Annotated in this window: 17 protein-coding genes and 1 tRNA gene; 9 read left to right on the top strand and 9 right to left on the bottom strand. The window is 62.8% G+C overall.

Annotated elements, in window-relative coordinates:
• Positions 1-25: 25 nt before the first annotated feature.
• From BLS27_RS07250 to BLS27_RS07240, 3 genes are all read left to right on the top strand, one after another.
• Positions 26-541 (top strand): hypothetical protein, encoded by a 516-nt coding sequence (locus tag BLS27_RS07250; protein ID WP_043206700.1) that lies wholly within the window; start codon positions 26-28, stop codon positions 539-541.
• Positions 542-911: 370 nt separating this feature from the next.
• Positions 912-1,808 (top strand): sensor histidine kinase, encoded by an 897-nt coding sequence (locus BLS27_RS07245; RefSeq protein ID WP_043206701.1) that lies wholly within the window; start codon positions 912-914, stop codon positions 1,806-1,808.
• On the top strand, positions 1,798-2,457 hold the full coding sequence (locus BLS27_RS07240; protein WP_043206702.1) for a response regulator: 660 nt from the start codon (positions 1,798-1,800) through the stop codon (positions 2,455-2,457). Before BLS27_RS07245 ends, BLS27_RS07240 begins: the two co-directional genes overlap by 11 nt.
• Here BLS27_RS07240 and yegS read toward each other — a convergent pair.
• Positions 2,441-3,328, bottom strand: coding sequence for a lipid kinase YegS (gene yegS / locus BLS27_RS07235; RefSeq protein ID WP_043206703.1), 888 nt, complete (start codon positions 3,326-3,328; stop codon positions 2,441-2,443). The genes BLS27_RS07240 and yegS overlap by 17 nt on opposite strands.
• A 183-nt stretch (positions 3,329-3,511) precedes the next feature.
• Here yegS and BLS27_RS07230 point away from each other — a divergent pair, with 183 nt between their 5' ends.
• Complete coding sequence (locus tag BLS27_RS07230) at positions 3,512-4,759, top strand: glycosyltransferase family 4 protein (RefSeq protein WP_043206704.1); 1,248 nt, start codon at positions 3,512-3,514, stop codon at positions 4,757-4,759.
• Here BLS27_RS07230 and BLS27_RS07225 read toward each other — a convergent pair.
• Together BLS27_RS07225 and moaB are read right to left on the bottom strand one after the other, a co-directional pair.
• Complete coding sequence (locus BLS27_RS07225; protein ID WP_090344037.1) at positions 4,748-5,935, bottom strand: molybdopterin molybdotransferase MoeA; 1,188 nt, start codon at positions 5,933-5,935, stop codon at positions 4,748-4,750. The genes BLS27_RS07230 and BLS27_RS07225 overlap by 12 nt on opposite strands.
• Before the next feature lie 22 nt (positions 5,936-5,957).
• Entirely contained in the window at positions 5,958-6,497 is a 540-nt protein-coding gene (moaB, locus tag BLS27_RS07220; protein ID WP_043206705.1) for a molybdenum cofactor biosynthesis protein B, read from the bottom strand.
• Between the two features lie 178 nt (positions 6,498-6,675).
• Here moaB and BLS27_RS07215 point away from each other — a divergent pair, with 178 nt between their 5' ends.
• Both BLS27_RS07215 and BLS27_RS07210 read left to right on the top strand, forming a co-directional pair.
• Positions 6,676-6,897: a YgdI/YgdR family lipoprotein gene (locus tag BLS27_RS07215; RefSeq protein ID WP_043206706.1), complete on the top strand. Its 222-nt coding sequence runs from the start codon at positions 6,676-6,678 to the stop codon at positions 6,895-6,897.
• A gap of 82 nt (positions 6,898-6,979) precedes the next feature.
• Positions 6,980-7,056 (top strand) — tRNA-Pro (locus BLS27_RS07210).
• A gap of 203 nt (positions 7,057-7,259) precedes the next feature.
• On the opposite strand, the gene mqo is transcribed toward BLS27_RS07210, so the two are convergent.
• The 3 genes from mqo to BLS27_RS07195 form a co-directional block, all read right to left on the bottom strand.
• On the bottom strand, positions 7,260-8,846 hold the full coding sequence (mqo, locus tag BLS27_RS07205) for a malate dehydrogenase (quinone) (protein ID WP_043206707.1): 1,587 nt from the start codon (positions 8,844-8,846) through the stop codon (positions 7,260-7,262).
• Between the two features lie 419 nt (positions 8,847-9,265).
• The gene (locus BLS27_RS24375) at positions 9,266-10,882 is read right to left on the bottom strand and encodes a methyl-accepting chemotaxis protein (protein WP_070573395.1); all 1,617 of its coding nucleotides are present in this window, start codon (positions 10,880-10,882) and stop codon (positions 9,266-9,268) included.
• 190 nt (positions 10,883-11,072) lie between these two features.
• On the bottom strand, positions 11,073-12,836 hold the full coding sequence (locus tag BLS27_RS07195) for an ABC transporter transmembrane domain-containing protein (RefSeq protein ID WP_090344035.1): 1,764 nt from the start codon (positions 12,834-12,836) through the stop codon (positions 11,073-11,075).
• A 263-nt stretch (positions 12,837-13,099) separates the two neighbouring features.
• Here BLS27_RS07195 and BLS27_RS23790 point away from each other — a divergent pair, with 263 nt between their 5' ends.
• Positions 13,100-13,273 (top strand): PA1571 family protein, encoded by a 174-nt coding sequence (locus tag BLS27_RS23790; RefSeq protein WP_167358070.1) that lies wholly within the window; start codon positions 13,100-13,102, stop codon positions 13,271-13,273.
• A 144-nt stretch (positions 13,274-13,417) separates the two neighbouring features.
• Here BLS27_RS23790 and pdxB read toward each other — a convergent pair whose 3' ends face one another.
• The 3 genes from pdxB to rlmM all read right to left on the bottom strand — a co-directional run bounded on the left by pdxB (position 13,418) and on the right by rlmM (position 16,029).
• Positions 13,418-14,560: a 4-phosphoerythronate dehydrogenase PdxB gene (gene pdxB / locus BLS27_RS07190; RefSeq protein ID WP_090343867.1), complete on the bottom strand. Its 1,143-nt coding sequence runs from the start codon at positions 14,558-14,560 to the stop codon at positions 13,418-13,420.
• Positions 14,561-14,617: 57 nt separating this feature from the next.
• Entirely contained in the window at positions 14,618-14,860 is a 243-nt protein-coding gene (gene tusA, locus BLS27_RS07185) for a sulfurtransferase TusA (RefSeq protein ID WP_043206710.1), read from the bottom strand.
• A 104-nt stretch (positions 14,861-14,964) separates the two neighbouring features.
• Complete coding sequence (rlmM, locus tag BLS27_RS07180; protein WP_043206711.1) at positions 14,965-16,029, bottom strand: 23S rRNA (cytidine(2498)-2'-O)-methyltransferase RlmM; 1,065 nt, start codon at positions 16,027-16,029, stop codon at positions 14,965-14,967.
• Between the two features lie 277 nt (positions 16,030-16,306).
• Here rlmM and acnA point away from each other — a divergent pair, with 277 nt between their 5' ends.
• Together acnA and BLS27_RS07170 are read left to right on the top strand one after the other, a co-directional pair.
• Positions 16,307-19,048, top strand: a complete 2,742-nt coding sequence (gene acnA / locus BLS27_RS07175) for an aconitate hydratase AcnA (RefSeq protein ID WP_090343865.1) — start codon at positions 16,307-16,309, stop codon at positions 19,046-19,048.
• 109 nt (positions 19,049-19,157) lie between these two features.
• The gene (locus tag BLS27_RS07170; protein WP_043206713.1) at positions 19,158-19,934 is read left to right on the top strand and encodes a CPBP family intramembrane glutamic endopeptidase; all 777 of its coding nucleotides are present in this window, start codon (positions 19,158-19,160) and stop codon (positions 19,932-19,934) included.
• Positions 19,935-19,939: the final 5 nt, after the last annotated feature.

Raw genomic sequence — 19,939 nt, 5'->3', positions numbered from 1 at the left:
CTGCCCCGTGCGCAGGCGTTTCATGATGGACAGCGCACCACTGAACAACGGCGCCCTGCAGGATTTCCTGCTGGATGCACAGGTATGGCTGACCAAAACCCAGGAATGCCTTCAGCATCTGGAGCTGATCGATAACGATCCCGATGCATGCCAATGCCTGAACGAGACGCTCGACACCCTAGCCCGTCGTGCTGACGCGCTTGGGCTGCTTGAAGTCGCCCGCTACACCGCCGCGCTCCAGCAACTGCTGGCCCCCGTCTGCCAGCAGCAACATCATCTGGGCGAGCAGGCGTTGAGCACGCTGCATGCCTGCATGAATCTACTGGCTTGGCAGCTGGAGCTGGTCGATGCGACGACAGGCCGCTTGAACCTGGATACCGCCGAGCAGTCCCTGTTGCTCGAAGAACTGGCGAACGCCCTGGGGCAACCTCGTCCGGAACTGTGCGGGCCCTGCCAGTCGCGCGGCGACCTGTGCACCCACCCTCACCTGTCCCAAACCCATCTTGCCTCGTCCGTCGTGGTGCCCGGTCACCGGCACTGAGCGTTTGTGACGAACAAACAATAAAAAATACAAAGCGCAAAGTTTTTCTTAGTTCGGAAAACGCTCTAGCAGGCATGTACGTATTAGTTGCGCTTGAAGAAAAACCATTTCAATGAATAATGGCGTTTTGATATCTGTCGAGTTGGGCTATGCCCCTGCATGGCCCCGAAAAACCTGAGGTTTCAAGCCACCGGCCACCGCGACCAAATCAACTTGAAGTGATACCATGCACGCAGTTGAATGCACGCGCCGCAGGTATTGTTCAATTGAGTGAACCGTCGTCGGCAAGTGCTTGAAAGCAGGACGCCAAAGCCTCTGACCAGTCCCATGCAAGGCCTCCAACAGCAACAATTCAGTGGCTTTTCTATCTATGCTTCCACGCTTGAAACTCCCTCAGCATTGCCGCTCCCGCGCCACCTTGCTGCGCTGGGCGACCGCGTTGCTGTGCGTGGGATCACTGCTCGCCAACCTAACGTTTGCCGTACGCGCCCTCCCCCTGCCCGCCAGCCTGCTACTGCTGCAATCGATTGCCTTGATCGGGATCCTCTGGCACTGGCGCCAGTGGGCAAGATCGATCAGCCTGCGCCCAGCGGAACTGGCCGACCGTATGCTCAAGGTCCAGGAAGGCGAACGCCAGCGCCTAAGCCGAGAGTTGCATGACGATATAGGCCAATCGCTCACGGCCGCGAAGCTTCAGCTCGACTGGCTACAGCGGCGCATTCCGGCAGAGCTTCAAGAGCACTGCCAGACCCTGCGCAAGACCCTCGAAAGCACATTGAGCAATGTCAGGGACGTCTCGGCGATTCTCAACCCGCGTCAACTGGCCAGTCTGGGACTGGAGGCGAGCCTGCGGGCCCATCTGGTGCGCACCCTGGAGAGCAGCGATGTTCACTGGAGCCTGGAGTGCCATCAGCGCCTCGGCGGTATCGACGAAGCGGTTTCCATGGCCGCATTCCGGATCACCCAGGAAGCGGTGACCAACATGCTGCGTCACGCCCATGCGTGCAATCTCACGATCAGCCTGCGCCGCACGCCTGCGGGCCTGAGCCTGTCGATCCAGGATGACGGCCAGGGCTTCGAGCCCGCCGCCAACCCGGCCGAAGCCGGCCAACGAGGCCTGGCTGGGATGCTTGAACGCGCGGCGGCCCTGCAAGGCACGCTGAGCATCTCCAGCCAACCGGGTCAGGGCACCCGGATCGACGCGCTGTTCCCATGGCCACCGCGCACCGAAGAGCGCGCCAGGACTCCCGCCTCCCATGACCTGTAGATTGCTGCTGGTGGACGACCACTCGCTGATCCGCGCGGGCGTCCGCGCGCTGGTGACCGATATTCCTGGCTATTCGGTAGTAGGCGAAGCCGATGATGGCAGCCAGTTACTGGAGATGGTGCAGCGCGTGACGCCAGACATTGTCCTGCTGGACATCTCCATGCGCTCGACCAGCGGCCTGGACGCTCTCAGCCAACTGCGCGCAAACGGTTTCGTGTGCAAAGTACTGATCCTCTCCATGCACACCGATCCGGATCTGATCATGCGCGCCTTGGAAAGCGGCGCCCATGGCTACCTGCTCAAGGACACCACGGCCAACGAACTGGAACAAGCCCTGGCCGCCCTGCACAACGGCGAGCGCTACCTGAGCCCGGCGATTGCCCATACCGTGATCAACCAAGCCTTGCTTCACGCCCAGGACGGTAAGCAAACGGCGGGCGAGCGCCACAACCTGACCGCTCGCCAACTGGAGATCCTGCGTCTGATCGTGCGCGGCAAGTCGACCCGGGAAATCGCCAACGGCCTGGGCCTATCGATCAAGACAGTCGAAACCCACCGCTCGCAGATCATGAAACGCTTGCAGATCTATGACGTGGCCGGCCTGGTGCTGTTCGCCGTTCGCGAGAAGATCATCAGCCTGGACGACTGAGCAAGGGCGAGTCCGCCGGCAAATGCAGGCGCAACGCGGCCGGACACGCCTCGAAGCGCAGACTGTCGGCCTGCAACGGCTCGCCATCGAGGTTGATGTCCACCCCCTGTGAGCTCTTGATCTCGACCCAAGGCAGCCGAGCCCTCACGAACAACCCCTCTCCGGCAAGCAGATCGCGCAAAGCACCGATCATTTCCTGGGGGGCAGGCAAGATACCGATATCCAGCAAGCCATCGTCCACCCAAGCATCGGGGCACAGCACATGCCCACCGCCCGCCTGACGACCATTGCCGATACCCAGCGCCAGCAACTCGCCCTGCCAATGAAAATCCGGCCCCTGAAGCTCCACCGATGCCGCCTGCAGCTCGCTGAAACGAGACAGACCAGTGAACAGGTAGGCCGCGGCGCCTAGTACTTTCTTCAAATCTTCGGATGTATTGGCCGTAACTTGGCTGCCAAACCCACCGGTGGCCATGTTGAGAAACATCTGATCACCCACCTTGCCCAGATCCACCGGCCGTGCCGGCTGCTCGAGCAAGTCCAGAGCCGCCGCAGGCTCCAGCGGTATACCTGCGGCCTTGGCGAAGTCATTGGCCGTGCCCAAGGGCAGCAGTGCAAGGCTGGCATCCGAGCGAGCCTGCGCCATGGCCTCGGCCACGTCTCTCAAGGTGCCGTCTCCACCACCGGCCACCACCTGCCGAAAACCTGCGGCCAATGCCTGTGCGACCCACCGCTGGGCATCCCCGGCCTCCCAGGTCAGGCGCACGTCCAGCGTCCAACCGCGCTCGCGCAGCCCGCCCACGGCGCTGCGCACCTCCTCGTTCATGGCTTGCTTGCCATGCAGGATCAACATCGCCTTGCGTTCGCCCATCACGCCACTCCTTGAAACCTGCGGTTTTCAATCTCGACCATCGGCAGCGCTTCATTGCTGCATGCAGCTTCCGCCAGATACTTGGCTATCTGACCACCTGCACGGCCACCAGGCCATTTTATTGACTAAGCTACTGCAATACACCGAACCGACCACACCAGCCGACGATGAGGTAGCGGGGCCATGCGTATACTCTGGACACTGCCCTACCTGCCCTGGCCCACCACCAGCGGCAGCAAGACCCGGCAATATCACCTCATGCGCGAACTGACGCGCCAAGGCCACCGGATCACCTTGCTGGTGCAGTCCAAAGTCCCGCTTGGTGACGCCGCCCGGCAAGCACTGGAGGCGGTGGTCGAACGTCTGATCGTCCTGCCCAGGCGCCCGCTGCACAGCCCGCTCAACCTGCTGGCCTCCCCCATCATCGATTACCCGATGCGTGCCATCATCAACGGTTTAGCGCCTTGTCTGCGCCATCGCTTCGAGCAATTGCTGGACGAGCCCTGGGACATCATCCAGATCGAACATAGCTACAGCTTCCAGCCCTTCGAAAAGGCCCTGCAGACCCGCCGCCTGCCCTTTGTGCTCAGTGAGCATAATCTGGAATCGGTGATGGGCGCGGCCTGTCATGACCGGTTGCCACTGTGGTTGCGTCCCCTCAATGCCTTCGACCGCTGGCGCTATCGGCGCTGGGAGCAGCGCGTTCTACGTCAACCCAGCGAAGTGGTTGCCGTCAGCGCCCACGATGCCGAGCTGATCAGCCACATCAGCGGCCGGCCGGTGAACGTAGTGGTCAATGGCGTGGATTGTGACTTCTACCAGGACGTGCACCCTGCCTACCACAGCCAGCGTCTACTGTTCGTTGGCAATTTCGAATACGGCGCCAACCTCGAAGCCATCGAATGGGCACTCGAAGAAATCCTGCCTCAGGTCTGGATGAGCAACCCGGCCGTGCGCCTGGCTATCGCCGGGCATGCCCTGCCAGCGAGCTGGAAACTGCACTGGAACGACCCGCGCATCGAGTGGATCGGCTATCGCCCGGACCTGCGCGAACTGCAGCGGCGCTCGGCGCTGTTCTTTGCACCGCTGCGCTACGCAGGTGGCTCCAAGGTGAAAATCCTTGAAGCCATGGCCGCCGGGCTGCCGGTCATTACCACCAGCAAAGGTGTGTCAGGCCTGGCAGCCAACAATGGCGAGCATTACCTGGGCAGCGATGACAGTGGCCAACTGGCGCTGCTGATCACTCAACTGCTCAACCAGCCCTGGCGCATGTGCCAGTTGAGCGAGGCTGGCCGGCAGTTCGCACGCCAGCGCCACGACTGGAGCGTCGCGGCGCAGCAGCTGATGAACGTGCACATGCGCTTGAGCCAGTTGGGGCCGGCAGATGCCTCGCCCCTGGGCAACGTGTGGCTTGGTCGGTCAGCCAAGTAGCTCGCTGAAGGGGATGAACACCACGTTGTCGCCCTCGCGCACCGTGGTGTCTTCTCGCACTTCCACCAGCCCCTCGGCCCAAGCTGCACTGCGCAGCACACCGGAGCTCTGGTTCTTGTAGATTCGCACCGTGCCCTCTTCGATTCGCGCGCGCAGGTATTCGCGGCGGCTGCCGGGCTTGGTCCATTCGAACCCCGCTGGAACGGTGAAGCGCAGCGGCGTGACCTTCTCGACGCCTTGGCGGCGCAACAGATACGGGCGGGCCAGCAAGGCGAAGGTCACCAGGGTCGAAGCCGGGTTACCCGGCAGGCCGATCACCGGCACACCACGGAAGTGCCCGAATGTCAGGGGCTTGCCCGGTTTGATCGCCAGCTTCCACAACGCAAGCTCGCCGGCCTCGCGAAGGGCCATGCCAAGGTAGTCCGCCTCGCCCACCGAGACACCACCGGTGGACAGAATCAAGTCGACCTCGCCCAGTCCGGCCAAGCAGTCACGAGTACCCTGCAGGTCATCGGCGAGAATCCCCACGTCCAGCACTTCGCAGCCCAGGCGCTGCAACCAACTGACCAGCAGACGCCGGTTGCTGTTGTAGATCTGCCCTGGCCCTAGCGGCAGGCCCGGCTCCACCAGCTCGTCGCCGGTGGACAGCACAGCCACACGGACCTTGCGTACCACCTCAAGCCGAGCATGGCCCAGGGTGGCCGCCAGGCCCAACGCGATCGGCCCCAGACGCGTGCCGGCAGCGATCACGTGCTCGCCAATGCGGGTCTCCTGCCCTTGCGGGCGCACGTTCTGGCCGATCTTGAGCGGCTCGAGCAAGCGCACCCGCCCGTCTTCCAGGACCTCGGCGTTTTCCTGCATCTGCACACAATCGGCGCCCTCAGGCAGTGGCGCCCCGGTAAAGATCCGCGCACAGGTGCCCGGCTGCAGCGGTGCCGGGGCATGGCCGGCAAAAATGCGCTGGCTCACCGGCAGAGGTTCGCCTTGCCAGTCGACCAGGCGCAACGCATAGCCGTCCATGGCACTGTTCGGCCAAGGCGGCAGGTCCAGGCCGGCCACCACGTCGCGGGCCAATACCCGGCCTTCGGCGTCCGCGAGGGCCACTGCTTCGCTGTCCTTGATCGGCGCGGCCTCGGCCAGCGCCAGTAAGCGCTCCAGGGCTTCTTCAACCGGCATCAGGGGCCGGGCCTGCTTGACCTCAACCACGGCTGTCACAGGCCGCTGCCTGCTTCAGGTGAGGCACGAAGTTGCACGGCCTGTGACGCGCATCGAGCTGCTCGGCAAGAATGCCGTCCCATCCGGTGCGCACTGCGTTGGTCGAGCCCGGCAGGCAGCACACCAGGGTGCCATTGGCCAAGCCAGCCAAAGCGCGGGACTGGACGGTAGAGGTGCCGATGTCCGCCACGGAGATCTGTCGGAACAGCTCGCCGAAACCTTCGACCTGCTTGTCCAGCAGGCACGCCACGGCCTCCGGCGTGCTATCCCGGCCGGTAAAGCCGGTACCGCCGGTGATCAGCACTACCTGCACCTGCTCATCGGCGATCCAGGTGGCGACTTGCGCGCGAATCTTGTAGAGGTCGTCCTTGAGCAGCACACGCTCTGCCAGTCGATGCCCGGCCGCACTCAGGCGGTCGACGAACAGCTGGCCAGACGTGTCGGTCTCGAAAGTACGGGTATCGCTGACGGTGAGCACCGCGATATTCAGCGCAACGAAGGGGATGTCTGCCTTGGCTTTCATGAGAGTGCGTCGCAGGAGGAAAAGATGGCGGTTGTTATATCACAGCCCAGCACGCCGCGACGCCGGCATTGTTCTCCGTCAATGCCGGCGTAATGCCGCTATGCTGCACTGAGAAGGAACTTGCATGGACACCGAGCGTCCTACTACTTATCAAGCACGATCGTACTGGAGAAAAGCAATGATTCAACGGACCCTTCCCGCCTTCCTGCTCGCCCTCGGCCTGGGTGCCTTGGCCGGTTGCGCATCGCCAACCGTCATCACGCTGAACGACGGCCGCGAGATCCAGGCAGTGGATACCCCCTCTTATGATGAGGACTCCGGTTTCTACGAATTTGAACAGCTCGATGGCAAGCGTACACGCATCAACAAAGACCAGATCCGCACGGTCAAAGAGCTGTGATCTGACAGGCCCTTTTTGCAAAACCCCCTTTTCGCAACAAGGGCTTGCGTTGAAAAATACGATGCAGTAGGATTTTGTTCATCGGAGTGTAGCGCAGCCAGGTAGCGCGTCTCGTTCGGGACGAGAAGGCCGCAGGTTCGAATCCTGTCTCTCCGACCAAATCCTCATTTTCAAAAAGCCCGCCTTGCGCGGGCTTTTTGTTGTGCCCGAAAAATAACGGTGCAGCCTTTTCGCATATACCCTGCCCCCACCGGCCGATACTGCACTCCTGCACAACGCTGCATCTGTGGAGGCGGGTCACCCGCGAAGATTGGCCCCGCCATGACAGAAAAACGCCCCGCAGGGCGTTCTTCAATCCATCGTTATTGCGCCTCGGCCAGCGCTTGCTCGGGCTGCACAGGTACGTACAGCAATTGCAGACGCGAGCTGGTCCATTCGCGCGTCTTGTTGGTCAGCTCCAGGTTGTTGTTCAGCTTCTGGCCGTAAGTCGGCACGATCTGCTGAAGCTTGGCCTGCCACTGCGGGCTCTTGATGCGATCCTTGAAGGTCTTTTCCAGTACGGTCAGCATGATCGGCGCGGCAGTGGAAGCACCTGGCGAGGCGCCCAACAGCGCTGCGATAGTGCCATCCTCGGAGGCGACCACTTCGGTACCGAACTGCAGGATGCCGCCGTGCTCAGGATCTTTCTTGATCACTTGCACGCGCTGACCAGCCTGGAGCAACTTCCAGTCTTCGTTCTTGGCGTTGGGGAAATATTCGCGCAGGGCGTTCATGCGGTCATCGAAGCTGAGCATCAGTTGCCCCATCAGGTATGTGCTCAGGTCGATGTTGTCGATACCGGCGTGCATCATCGGCATGATGTTGTGGCTGGTCAGCGACGCGAACATGTCCAGCAGCGAGCCGTTCTTCAGGTACTTGGTGGAGAAGGTCGCGAACGGGCCGAACAGCAGCACCTCCTTGCCATCGATCACCCGAGTGTCCAGGTGCGGCACCGACATCGGCGGCGCGCCGACCGAAGCCTTGCCATACAGCTTGGCCTTGTGACGAGCAACGATGTCCGGATTGTCGGTCATCAGGAATTGTCCGCCTACCGGGAAGCCTGCATAGCCTTCGGCCTCCGGAATACCGGACTTCTGCAGCAGTTTCAGCGCGCCACCACCGGCACCGATGAACACGAATTTGGCATTGACGCGGGTTTGCTTGCCGCCATCGGCCAGGTCTGCCACCACCACATTCCAGGTACCGTCATCGTTGCGCACGATGTCACGCACTTCGTGGCGCAGGTGCAATTGCACGTTCGGGTTGCGAGTCATGGATGCGAACAGCTGGCGGGTGATCTCGCCAAAGTTCACGTCAGTGCCAATGGCCATACGGGTGGCCGCGACCCGCTGCTCGGGCGAGCGGCCTTCCATCACGATCGGCACCCACTTGCGAATCTGCTCGTGGTCCTCGGAAATCTCCATGCCACGGAACAGCGAGCTGTGCTGCAGTGCTTCGACGCGCTTGTGCAGGAAAGCGATGTTCTCATCCCCCCAGACGAAGCTCATGTGCGGTACGTTGTTGATGAACGATTTCGGGTTGCTCAGCACGCCCTGCTCGACCTGATAGGCCCAGAACTGCTTGGACACCTCGAACTGCTCGTTGACGTTGACCGCCTTGCTGATGTCGATCTTGCCGTCCTTGCCTTCGCTGGTGTAGTTCAGCTCGCAAAAGGCCGAATGGCCGGTACCGGCGTTGTTCCAGGCGTTGGAGCTTTCTTCGGCGACTTGGTCCATGCGCTCGTACACATCGACCTTCCAGTCCGGCTCAAGCTCAGTGAGGTAGGTCCCCAGACTCGCACTCATGATGCCGCCGCCAATCAGCAGGACGTCGACCGTTTTTTCCGGTTCACCGGGCTTGGAGCAACCGATGACGCTCAGGCACAGGAGCGTCAGCAGGATTTTTTTCATGATTCAATCCAATTGAAGTGAAGTGACTGGCCTTTCGCTGCCCTTGCTGTGCACGCCCGGTTGTTGTTCTGACTCACGTGACCTTCGCGTCAGCGACGCTACATCCTGCGGCAACTGGCCAGCAGGACCGCTGAAGGTCAACGCCTGGGGTTTCGAAGGATCGGGACAGGATTGCCGTGGGCCTTGGCCCCGCTCGCCCTTAAGCAGAAGTTGTGCCAGTTACGCCAAGACCAACGACTAATAGCCAGGACGTTTGGTCGCAGGCCATCTTTAGCGGTTTCGCTGGCGACAATCCGCCACATGGGACAGGTCGCCAGAAGAGAAATGGCGGGTTTCCCCCTCAAGATTGTGGGAGAGGTTCGAAACCGGTGTGAACGGCATTGTGTGGCGATTGGGCCGCCAAGCGGCCCAGAACCTGGTCAGGCATTGAGCCGGGAGGTGACTTCAGCCAGCTGCCCGGACAGACCATGCAGGCGTTGGCCTGCCTGCTCGGTATGCTGCACGGCCTGCTGGTTGGCCGTGGCGATGCGGGTGATCTCCACCAAGTTGCGGGAAATATCTTCGGCAACGCTGGTCTGTTCCTCAGCTGCCGTTGCGATCTGCCGGTTCATGTCGCGGATCGCCTCCACCGCCGTGGTGATGCGCTGCAGCATCTGCCCTGCCTGCTCGACCTGCTCGGCGCCTTCCTCGCTGCGTCGCTGGCCACTTTCGATAGCCTTGACCGCGTGTACCGCGCCGGACTGCACGGCGTCGATGATCTGGTTGATCTCAGCGATCGACGCAGCCGTGCGCTGGGCCAGGCTGCGGACCTCGTCGGCCACCACTGCGAAACCACGTCCGGCTTCACCAGCGCGGGCCGCCTCGATGGCGGCATTTAGCGCCAGCAGGTTGGTCTGCTCGGCGATACCACGAATCACTTCCAGAACCTTACCGATACGTGTGCTGTCGCTTTCCAGTTCGCGGATCACTTGGGCGGTGCCAGCAATTTCACGGTTGACCACGCCAATGATGTCGATGGTTGCCTGCATCACTTGCTCCCCGGCCTGGGCGCTGTGGTCGGCATCGTCTGCCGCCCGCGCAGCCTCGGCTGCGTGGCGCGCCACCTCCTGCGCGGTGGCGGACATCTCGTGCATCGCCGTGGCCACTTGGTCGGTGCGCTGGAACTGATCATCCGTGCCCCGGGCCATTCCCCCGGCGAGGGTGCGCAACTGACCGCTGGCGGTTTCCAGCTCATCGGCGTTGTCCTTGAGCCGGCCAACGGTCTCGGCCAGGAAGTCCCGCAAAGTATTGGCGGCACGGGCCAGGCGGCCCAGTTCGTCCTGTCGACGGCTGTCAACCCGAGCGCCGAAGCGGCCTTGGCTCAATTGCGCCACATATTCGATCAAACCACGGATCGGCTCGACCAGGCTGCGGTTGACCAGCCACAGGCTGAACAGGCCCACCAGCACCGCCGATGCGAGCATCACCAACATGCCCAGCCACACCGTACGCTGGGCAGCGGCGCTGAGTTCTGTCGAACGCTCGTGGGCGTCGGCTCGCAAATGCTCGACCAACTCGCTCATTTGCTCGCTGGCGGCGCGGTCCACGCCCTTCACCGCCTGGTCACCCACAACCGGATCACCACCTGCGGCCAGAAACGCCTCACGCCCCTGGGCATAGGCCTTGCCCAATTGCCGGTGGCTGTCGCGCAAGTGCTGTAATCGCGCCTTGAGCTCACCGTCGCTGGCGCCGATCAACTGCTCAAGCAACTGTTGTACCTGCTGTTCGCGGGCCTGGAACTGCTGCCAGTACTTGTCCAGCTCGGCGCTCTGACGACCACGCAGCAACACGTTCTTCCATTCCTGCACTTGGATCTTGAACTGCAGGTTGGCCTCGTCGATCAACTGCGAATCACGCAACGGGCCATCGACCAGCGCGGCATAGCCGCGCACGTTGGCGGACAGGAACTGGAAGCACACCAAGGCGATCAGCAGCATCGCCACCAGGCTGCCGCCAAGCAGGGTGAGAATTTGCACTCTGAGGGATTTATGCAACATCGGGAGATCTCGCAAGCAAGGCTTGGGGAAACGACAGGCCGAAGGCTGCCGCACAAGACGTCCTTGTCTTCGTTCGCAGGCCAAAAAAAAGCTGCCATCGATCGATAGCAGCCAGGTCGAGCACTTACGCAACAGTTGAGCTAGATAGTCTCAGGCAATTGCTACAGAAATGTTACAAGCGCATTGCGCGCTATACCGCTGCAAACTGAAGCGCAGCCAGGCGCGCATAAAGTGGGCTTTGCTCGATGAGCTGACGATGACTGCCCACCGCCACCACTCGCCCCTTGTCGATCACCGCGATGCGATCAGCATGCTGCACGGTGGCCAGGCGATGGGCGATGACCAACGTGGTGCGCCCGGCCATGAGCTGCGGCAAGGCCTGCTGGACCAGGTATTCGCTCTGCGCATCCAAGGCACTGGTGGCTTCATCGAGCAGCAGGATCGGCGCATCCACCAGCAAGGCCCGGGCGATTGCCAGGCGCTGGCGCTGTCCACCGGACAAGCCGATCCCTGCCTCACCCAGTGGTGTCTGGTAGCCCTGAGGCAGTTGCTCAATGAACTCATGGGCATAGGCACTGCGCGCCGCTGCCTCGACTTCGGCCAGGCTGGCCTGGGGTCGGCCATAGCGGATGTTGGCCTCCACCGTGCCGCGAAACAATGCTGGGGTCTGCGCCACCAGAGCGAACTGCCGGCGCAAGCAAGTGGGGTCCAGCGCAGTGATCGCCTGCCCATCGAGCAGGATTTGCCCTTGCTGGGGCTCGTAGAAACGCAGCAGCAAGTCGAACAGGGTCGACTTCCCGGCGCCGGACGGTCCGACCAAAGCCACGGTCTGCCCCGGCTCGATGATCAGGCTCAGGCCGTCAATGGCCGCCACGCCCGGGCGCGACGGGTAGGCAAAGTGCACCTCACGCAGTTCGATGTGCCCGCTCGCCCGTCCCGCCACCTGCTCGCTGGGCTGGGCCGGCGTCAGGATCGCACTGCGTGCTGCCAGCAGTTCGGCAATACGTTCAGCCGCACCCGCTGCGCGCTGCAGCTCGCCGATGACTTCGCTGAGGGTACCGAAGGCGCTGCCGACGATCAGGCTGTAGAACACAAACGCGGCCAGCTCGCCACCGGAGATGCGCCCTGCTATCACGTCCATGCCGCCGACCCAGAGCATCACCCCCACCGCGCCCAGCACCAACACGATCACCAACGTGATCAACCAAGCACGCTGGGCGATACGCCGCCGGGCCACGGTAAAGGCCGCCTCCACAGTCTCGGCGAAGCGTTCGCGATCGAGCGGCTGGTGGTTATAGGCCTGTACGGTCTTGATCTGGCCCAAGGTCTCGGCGACATAGCTGCCGACATCGGCGACCCGATCCTGGCTCTGGCGCGACAAGCTGCGTACCCGCCGGCCAAACAGCAGGATCGGCGCCAGCACCAGCGGCAAGGCCAGCACCACGATACTGGTGAGCTTGGGGTTGGTGACAAACAGCAGTACCACGCCGCCGGCGACCATCAAGGCGTTGCGCAGGAACATCGACAACGACGAGCCGATGACCGATTGCAGCAAAGTGGTGTCTGCCGTCAGCCGCGACTGGATCTCCGAGCTGCGATTGTCCTCGAAAAAGCCCGGATGCAGGCCGAGCAGGTGATCGAACACCGCCCTGCGGATATCCGCCACGCAGCGCTCACCGATCCAGGAAACTAGGTAGAAGCGGCTGAACGTTCCCACTGCCAGGGCTAGCACCAACACGAGGAACAGGCCGATGGTCTGGTTGAGCTGATGCGGTGAACCGGTCATGAAGCCTTGGTCCACCAACAGGCGAATGCCCTGCCCCATGGACAAGGTGATGGCAGCCGTCACGATCAAAGCCAGCAATGCCAACACGACTTGCTTGCGGTAAGGACGGATGAACTGCCAGGCCAGGCGCAGAGCCCGACGTTGACGCACGGAAACCGGTTCAGGCATGAAAGGGGCCATCCACTGCGAAGAGCCTGCAGCCTACCACTCATCGGACAATGCGGAACTGTACAGCGTCTGCAGCCATCGTTAACAAGCGAGACGCCGTGCAAGGGAGCATAGATCAGTCCCTATGCGCTTTCGTTCTAAAACGAAGCTGGAGCTTTCATGAACTTTCTGGTGGACTACCCCTGCCGCGACGCAAGGGATATGTCACAAGGCAGTCACGGCAACGGTTTATCCTGAGCTTGAACCTGATGAGGAGACAGGAAATGAGCCTGCAACATGGCAGTGAAACACCCAAGGCCCCCAACCCACCACAACCTCAGGTCTGTGGTTCGATCATCGATGCACAGGGGCGGGAAATCCCGATCACCGAGCAGATGATCCAGAAGGCCTGCAAGGACCTGGAGCAAAGCCGGGTCGAACGCGTTAAAAAGGCCTGAGCCAAGCATTCCTTACAACCCGGCGCATGCGCCGGGTTTTTATTTGCACGCCCGTTGGTGTCTGCTCGAAACCCGCTTGAAGGAAAAGCCCCCTTCGAAAGCCTCCCTCTGGCAATGGAAACGCCGCAGTTTCAACCTGCCGAATCAGACCAGCACACCACCCAGCGCGCAGACCATCTGCGCCAATTGCGGCGCCTCGCCACGCAGGTGTACCGCCAGCCCTTCGATCTCCCGCCGCTGTGGGTAGTGCTTGCGCAACAGGTCGAATGCGGCGCGCTGTTGAGCGGGGTCTTCGCTCAGGCTTCGACGAAAATCGGCGTCGTCCCGACGCGGGTCATAGACCGCACGGCACAGCGTCGCCAATGCCCAGGCCGGGTCACAACTGGCGTCCAGATCGATCTGCGCCAGCGCCGGGGCAGGCAGTAGTTCAGACAATTGCACCTGCTCCGGCTCCCCCCGCCAGCGGCAGAACGCCTGATAGATCTGCGCCGTACCCCGTTGCTTGCCGTCCAGGCTGTAGCCGGCGATGTGCGGCGTGGCCAGGGTGCACAGGTCGGCCAGGTCGAGGCTCACCTGCGGCTCGCCCTCCCACACATCGAGCACCGCGTGCACGTCCTCGCGATCGAGCAGCAGCTCGCGCAGGGCCTGATTGTCCACCACCGGGCCACGGCTGGCATTGATCAGCCAGGCACCAGGGCGCAGGCGCGCCAACTGATCGGCGCCCAGCAAGTGCCAGGTGGGGTACTCGCCATCGCGCTGCAGTGGAGTGTGCAGGCTGATTGCATCGCAGGTTTGCAGCAGAGTGTCGAGGCTGACGAAGTCCCCACCTTCGCGCGCCTGGCGAGGTGGATCGCAGACCAGCACTTTCCAGCCCAGGCCATGCAGCACCCGCACCAGGCGCTCACCGACCTGCCCTGCGCCGACGACGCCATAAACCCGCTCGCTGAGCTTGGCACCGTCGAGCTCGGCCAAGGTCAGCAAGCTGCCCAGCACGTAATCCACAACGCCACGGGCGTTACAACCTGGTGCACTGCTCCAGTGAATGCCTGCTTGGGCAAAGTAGTCCAGGTCCAGGTGATCGGTGCCGATGGTGCAGGTACCGACGAAACGCACCTGGCTGCCTTCGAGCAGTCGCCGGTCGACCTGGGTCACTGAACGCACCAGCAGCACATCGGCGTCCTTGACGCAGGCGGCGTCGATGCTGCGGCCTGGGTAGCGGCGAATCTCGCCGAACCCGGCAAAGAAAGCATCGAGCAGCGGGATATTCTCGTCGGCAACTATCAGCATGGCGCTCTCCTGTGAGGGGAGCGCAGTGTAGGCCCTATTGCGGTGCGCGATCCAGGCTCAGTCGGCCTTCTTGCGGATCCAGTACAGGTAGGTGCCGGCCTGCTCCTGCTGCTCCAGCAGCTCATGGCCCAGGAAGTTGCAGAACTTGGGGATGTCGCGGCGGGTGGAGGGATCGGTGGCAATGACCTTGAGCAGGCCACCGGCCGCCAGGTCACGCACGTGCTGGTGCAGCATCATCACCGGCTCCGGGCAGTTCAGGCCGGTGGCATCGAGGATGGCGTCAGGGGTGAATTCGGTCATGGGGGGCTCCACAAATGATGGGGCATTGTCGCGCATCGGACGACGAGGTCCAAGAGGGCCGAGCCAGCTCCACGACGGTGGGCGCTGGCCAGGCCTGTGGTCGATCAACGCGACTTGAGGTCCAGCCGGCGCAGATGACAAGTGACTTCTTCGCGGTCGTGGTAGAGCTGCTTGCAGGCGATCGATACCTTGACCTTGCGCGCCTTGAAGCCTGCCTCGATCCGGTCGAGCAGTCGGCGTACTTCGCCATAGCGCTGCTTCATCGGCAGCTTGAGATTGACCACCGCCTCGCGGCACAGCCCCTCCCCCAGCCAGGTCTCGATCAGCGAGGCAGTGCGCGCAGGCTTCTCGACGATGTCGCAGACCATCCAATCCACGGTGTGTTTGGGCTGCCAGGTGAACCCATCGGCCATCAGGTGCTGGACCAGACCGGTTTCCATCAGGCTTTCTGCCATTGGGCCGTTGTCGATGGCCGTCACCAACATGCCCCGCTTGACCAGCTGATAGGTCCAGCCGCCCGGCGAGGCACCCAGGTCCACGCCGGTCATGTCGTCGTTCAGCCTCAGGTCCCACTGCTCGCGTGGGATGAACTGGTGCCAGGCCTCCTCCAGCTTGAGGGTCGAGCGGCTGGGCGCTTCGCGAGGAAACTTCAACCGCGGGATACCCATGGGCCACAGGGCCGAGTTGTTCGACTCGGCCAGGCCAACGAACACCCGGCGCCCACTGATGAAGGTCAACAGCAGGCGCGGCCCTGCGGCATTCTCGACCAGGCGCCCGGCCTTGTGCAGGGCCTTGCGCAACGGCACTTCGAATTTACGGCAGAAGGTCGAGAGCTCCTTGCCCTCGTTGCTGTCGAGCACCTCCAGCCACAGGCTGCCGAACACCGGGTAATCGGCTAAGTGTTCGAGCAAGACGCTGATCCGGTCGCTCTCCGGCAGTTCGACGAACGCGCCCCGTGCCCACTGGCGGGGGAAGATCAGTCGCTCGAAACGCAGTTCACGCATCAAGCGCTCGCCGCCATCGGGCTCTGCACAGACGAACTCGGCGCAGGCACTCTGCGGTTTGCCCCGGGCGTAACCGGCAATGCCCAAGAGGGCGGCGTGTTCGCTGATTTCGGCGCAGACCTCGCCCTCGAAACCGGGCCGGCAATGCATGAACAGGGTATTCATCTTTCACTCCACGTCGCTGGCCTGGATCGCCAGCCTTGATCCGGCGCAAAGCAGGCGCCGGCAGGGCGGCGATGATAAAGGAAGATCGGAACCTGCGACATGCCCCACCTGTCCAGAAGTGGGTCAGGACCGGCAAACCAGTCTACCCTGACCATTCAGCCAGGTCCGTTGCGTACGGGCCGTTACAGAGCGGTGATACCGGCATCCACTGGCTTGTGTGGCAAGTCCGCACACTCGAAGCGGGAATGACCGGACACCGGCGCAGAAGGAGTTGGCAATGCCCTCGCTCGATAGCCTGAAGACCCTGAAGACCCTCAAGGTGGCCGACCACACCTATCATTATTTCAGCCTCGCCGAGGCTGCCCGGCAGCTCGGCGACCTGCAGCGTCTGCCCATGTCGCTCAAGGTACTGCTGGAGAACCTGCTGCGCTGGGAAGACGGCAAGACCGTCACCGGCGATGACCTACGCGCCCTGGCCGGCTGGCTGGGCGAGCGTCACTCGGATCGGGAAATCCAGTACCGCCCCGCACGGGTCCTGATGCAGGACTTCACCGGCGTGCCCGCGGTGGTCGATCTGGCTGCCATGCGCGCCGCCATGGCCAAGGCCGGTGGCGATCCGCAGCGGATCAACCCGTTGTCCCCGGTGGATCTGGTGATCGATCACTCGGTGATGGTCGACCGTTACGCCAGTCCCGCCGCCTTTGCCCAAAACGTCGACATCGAGATGCAGCGCAACGGTGAGCGCTACGCCTTCCTGCGCTGGGGCCAGAGCGCCTTCGACAATTTCCGCGTGGTGCCGCCGGGCACCGGCATTTGCCACCAAGTCAACCTGGAGTACCTGGGCCGCACCGTCTGGACCCGTGAAGCCGACGGCCGTACCTATGCCTTCCCCGACACTCTGGTCGGCACCGACTCCCACACCACCATGATCAACGGCCTGGGCGTGCTCGGCTGGGGTGTGGGCGGCATCGAGGCCGAAGCGGCGATGCTTGGCCAACCGGTGTCGATGCTGATTCCCGAGGTGATCGGATTCAAGCTGACCGGCAAGCTGCGCGAGGGCATCACCGCCACCGACCTGGTGCTGACCGTCACCCAGATGCTGCGCAAGAAGGGGGTGGTGGGCAAATTCGTCGAGTTCTACGGCGATGGCCTGGCCGACCTGCCCTTGGCCGACCGCGCCACCATCGCCAACATGGCTCCGGAGTACGGCGCCACCTGCGGGTTCTTCCCGGTGGACCAGGTGACGCTCGATTACCTGCGTCTTTCGGGGCGTCCGGAAGAGGCAGTGCAGTTGGTCGAAGCCTATTGCAAGGCCCAGGGCCTGTGGCGTGTGCCCGGTCATGAACCGGCTTTCAGCGATACCCTGTCGCTGGACATGCACGATGTCGAAGCCAGCCTGGCCGGACCCAAGCGCCCACAGGACCGGGTGGCCTTGTCGCAGGTCAGCCAGGCCTTCGAGGGCTTCATCGAACTGCAGCCCAAACCGTTGGCCAAGGAGGTCGGACGCCTGGAAAGCGAAGGAGGCGGCGGTGTGGCCGTGGGCAATGCCGACCAGGCCGGGGAAATCGACTATACCCATGACGGCCAGACCCACACCTTGCGTGACGGCGCAGTGGTGATCGCCGCCATCACATCCTGCACCAACACCTCCAACCCCAGCGTGATGATGGCGGCCGGCCTGGTAGCCAAGAAAGCCGTCGAGAAAGGCCTCACCCGCAAGCCTTGGGTGAAAAGCTCCCTGGCTCCGGGTTCCAAAGTGGTCACCGACTACTTCAAGGCAGCCGGCCTTACGCCTTACCTCGACCAACTCGGCTTTGCCCTGGTCGGCTACGGATGCACCACCTGCATCGGCAACTCCGGCCCATTGGATGACGCCATCGAGCAGGCCATTGGCAGCGCCGACCTCACGGTGGCCTCGGTGCTCTCGGGCAACCGCAACTTTGAAGGCCGTGTGCACCCGCTGGTCAAGACCAACTGGCTGGCCTCTCCGCCCCTGGTGGTGGCCTACGCCCTGGCCGGCAGCGTGCGCACCGACCTGACACGTGACCCACTGGGCATCGGCAAGGATGGCCAACCGGTATTCCTTCGCGATATCTGGCCCAGCCAGCAGGAAATCGCCGAGGCCGTGGCCAAGGTCGACACCGCCATGTTCCACAAGGAATACGCCGAAGTCTTCGCCGGCGATGCCCAATGGCAAGCCATCGAAGTGCCTCAGGCGGCCACGTATGTCTGGCAGGACGACTCCACCTACATCCAGCATCCACCGTTCTTCGACACGATCGGCGGCCCGCTGCCACAGGTCCGCGATATCCAGGGCGCTCGCATCCTGGCGCTGCTCGGCGACTCGGTGACCACCGACCACATCTCCCCGGCAGGCAACATCAAGGCCGAAAGCCCCGCCGGTCGCTATTTACGCAGCAAGGGCGTGGAGCCAAGGGACTTCAACTCCTACGGCTCACGACGCGGCAACCATGAGGTCATGATGCGGGGTACTTTCGCCAACATCCGCATCCGCAACGAAATGCTCGCCGGCGAAGAGGGCGGCAACACCTTGCATGTACCCAGCGGCGAGAAGCTGTCGATCTACGACGCGGCCATGCGCTACCAGGACGAAGGCACCCCGCTGGTGGTGATCGCCGGCCAGGAGTACGGCACAGGCTCCAGCCGCGACTGGGCCGCCAAGGGCACCAACCTGCTGGGTGTCAAGGCTGTGCTGGCAGAGAGTTTCGAACGTATTCACCGCTCCAACCTGGTGGGGATGGGCGTGTTGCCGTTGCAGTTCAGGGCCGGCGAAAACCGCAAGACCCTTGGGTTGACCGGCAAGGAGCGCATCGACGTACAGGGCCTCACCGACGCGCAGCTGCGCCCCGGCATGACTCTGGCGCTGCGTATCACCCGCGAGGACGGGCAGCAGCAGCAAACCGAAGTACTGTGCCGGATCGACACCCTGAACGAAGTGGAGTACTTCAAGTCAGGCGGCATCCTGCACTATGTGCTGCGCCAGCTGATCGCAGCCTGATCGGACATCGGGGCGCCTGAGCCCCATCACCGACGCGAACCCAGGTGGTGTCCTGAGCGCCACCTGGGCAGTCGAAAGGATTTCGACGACGTCATGACAAGGAATTCCCATGTATCCGCTTTCCTGGCCCGCACTGATCCCGCTCTGTTTCGGTTACGGCCTGGCCTTGATCCATGGCAGCCTGGGCCTGTCCAGTCTGCCCACCTTTGGCGCCCTGATCTGCGCCGCCCTGCTGGCGCACCGTGCGGTGCGCTGGCAACAAGTGGCGGGGCACGTGCTGTTCATCGTCCTGGCCATCGCCTTGGCAGTGCACTGGCTACCTGGCTTCCAGGGCGCCAAGGTGATCGACCAAGCGACCTTCAGCGACGGCGCCCTGCCCTTTTCCATGTACCTGAATCTCGACAAGCCGTTGATCGGCTTCTGGCTGTTGTTGACGTGCCCATGGGTGCTGGCCTGGCGCGGGGCCGCTTGGAGCACCAGTCTGGCATTCATCCTGCCGCCTACCGTGCTCGTGTGCCTCGGCGGCGCTTGGGCGCTAGGTGTAGTGACCTGGGCACCGAAATGGCCGGATCAGGCTTGGCTCTGGCTACTGAACAACCTGCTCCTGGTCAGCCTCACTGAGGAGTTGCTGTTCCGTGGCTACATCCAAGGTGGCTTGCAACGGCTATTGGGCCATGAGTCTCTGGCGCTGTTCGCCGCCGCATTACTGTTTGGCCTGGCCCACCTGGGAGCGGGATGGCAGTGGTTCTGCCTGGCCAGTCTCGCCGGCATCGGTTACGGCCTGGCTTACCGCCGGGGCGGGTTGATGGCGGCGGTGCTTTGCCATTTCGGTCTGAACCTTGTCCACTTTGCAGGCTTTAGCTATCCGATGCTGGCACTTGGCTAAACAAT

This window comes from Pseudomonas guariconensis (assembly GCF_900102675.1).
Classification (GTDB): Bacteria; Pseudomonadota; Gammaproteobacteria; order Pseudomonadales; family Pseudomonadaceae; genus Aquipseudomonas; species Aquipseudomonas guariconensis.
The sequence above is the reverse complement of the archived record's forward strand: the minus strand, read 5'-3'. Positions and strand labels throughout refer to the sequence as shown.

Excerpts from the sequence above, each read along its gene's own strand:
- moaB (WP_043206705.1), bottom strand. The coding sequence starts at position 6,497 with ATGAAAGCCAAGGCAGACATCCCCTTCGTTGCGCTGAATATCGCGGTG.
- tusA (WP_043206710.1), bottom strand. The coding sequence starts at position 14,860 with ATGACCGAATTCACCCCTGACGCCATCCTCGATGCCACCGGCCTGAAC.
- yegS (WP_043206703.1), bottom strand. The coding sequence starts at position 3,328 with ATGGGCGAACGCAAGGCGATGTTGATCCTGCATGGCAAGCAAGCCATG.
- BLS27_RS07195 (WP_090344035.1), bottom strand. The coding sequence starts at position 12,836 with ATGCCTGAACCGGTTTCCGTGCGTCAACGTCGGGCTCTGCGCCTGGCC.
- BLS27_RS23790 (WP_167358070.1), top strand. The coding sequence starts at position 13,100 with ATGAGCCTGCAACATGGCAGTGAAACACCCAAGGCCCCCAACCCACCA.
- acnA (WP_090343865.1), top strand. The coding sequence starts at position 16,307 with ATGCCCTCGCTCGATAGCCTGAAGACCCTGAAGACCCTCAAGGTGGCC.
- pdxB (WP_090343867.1), bottom strand. The coding sequence starts at position 14,560 with ATGCTGATAGTTGCCGACGAGAATATCCCGCTGCTCGATGCTTTCTTT.
- BLS27_RS07240 (WP_043206702.1), top strand. The coding sequence starts at position 1,798 with ATGACCTGTAGATTGCTGCTGGTGGACGACCACTCGCTGATCCGCGCG.
- BLS27_RS07170 (WP_043206713.1), top strand. The coding sequence starts at position 19,158 with ATGTATCCGCTTTCCTGGCCCGCACTGATCCCGCTCTGTTTCGGTTAC.
- BLS27_RS24375 (WP_070573395.1), bottom strand. The coding sequence starts at position 10,882 with ATGTTGCATAAATCCCTCAGAGTGCAAATTCTCACCCTGCTTGGCGGC.
- BLS27_RS07250 (WP_043206700.1), top strand. The coding sequence starts at position 26 with ATGGACAGCGCACCACTGAACAACGGCGCCCTGCAGGATTTCCTGCTG.
- mqo (WP_043206707.1), bottom strand. The coding sequence starts at position 8,846 with ATGAAAAAAATCCTGCTGACGCTCCTGTGCCTGAGCGTCATCGGTTGC.
- BLS27_RS07245 (WP_043206701.1), top strand. The coding sequence starts at position 912 with ATGCTTCCACGCTTGAAACTCCCTCAGCATTGCCGCTCCCGCGCCACC.
- BLS27_RS07215 (WP_043206706.1), top strand. The coding sequence starts at position 6,676 with ATGATTCAACGGACCCTTCCCGCCTTCCTGCTCGCCCTCGGCCTGGGT.
- BLS27_RS07230 (WP_043206704.1), top strand. The coding sequence starts at position 3,512 with ATGCGTATACTCTGGACACTGCCCTACCTGCCCTGGCCCACCACCAGC.
- rlmM (WP_043206711.1), bottom strand. The coding sequence starts at position 16,029 with ATGAATACCCTGTTCATGCATTGCCGGCCCGGTTTCGAGGGCGAGGTC.
- BLS27_RS07225 (WP_090344037.1), bottom strand. The coding sequence starts at position 5,935 with ATGCCGGTTGAAGAAGCCCTGGAGCGCTTACTGGCGCTGGCCGAGGCC.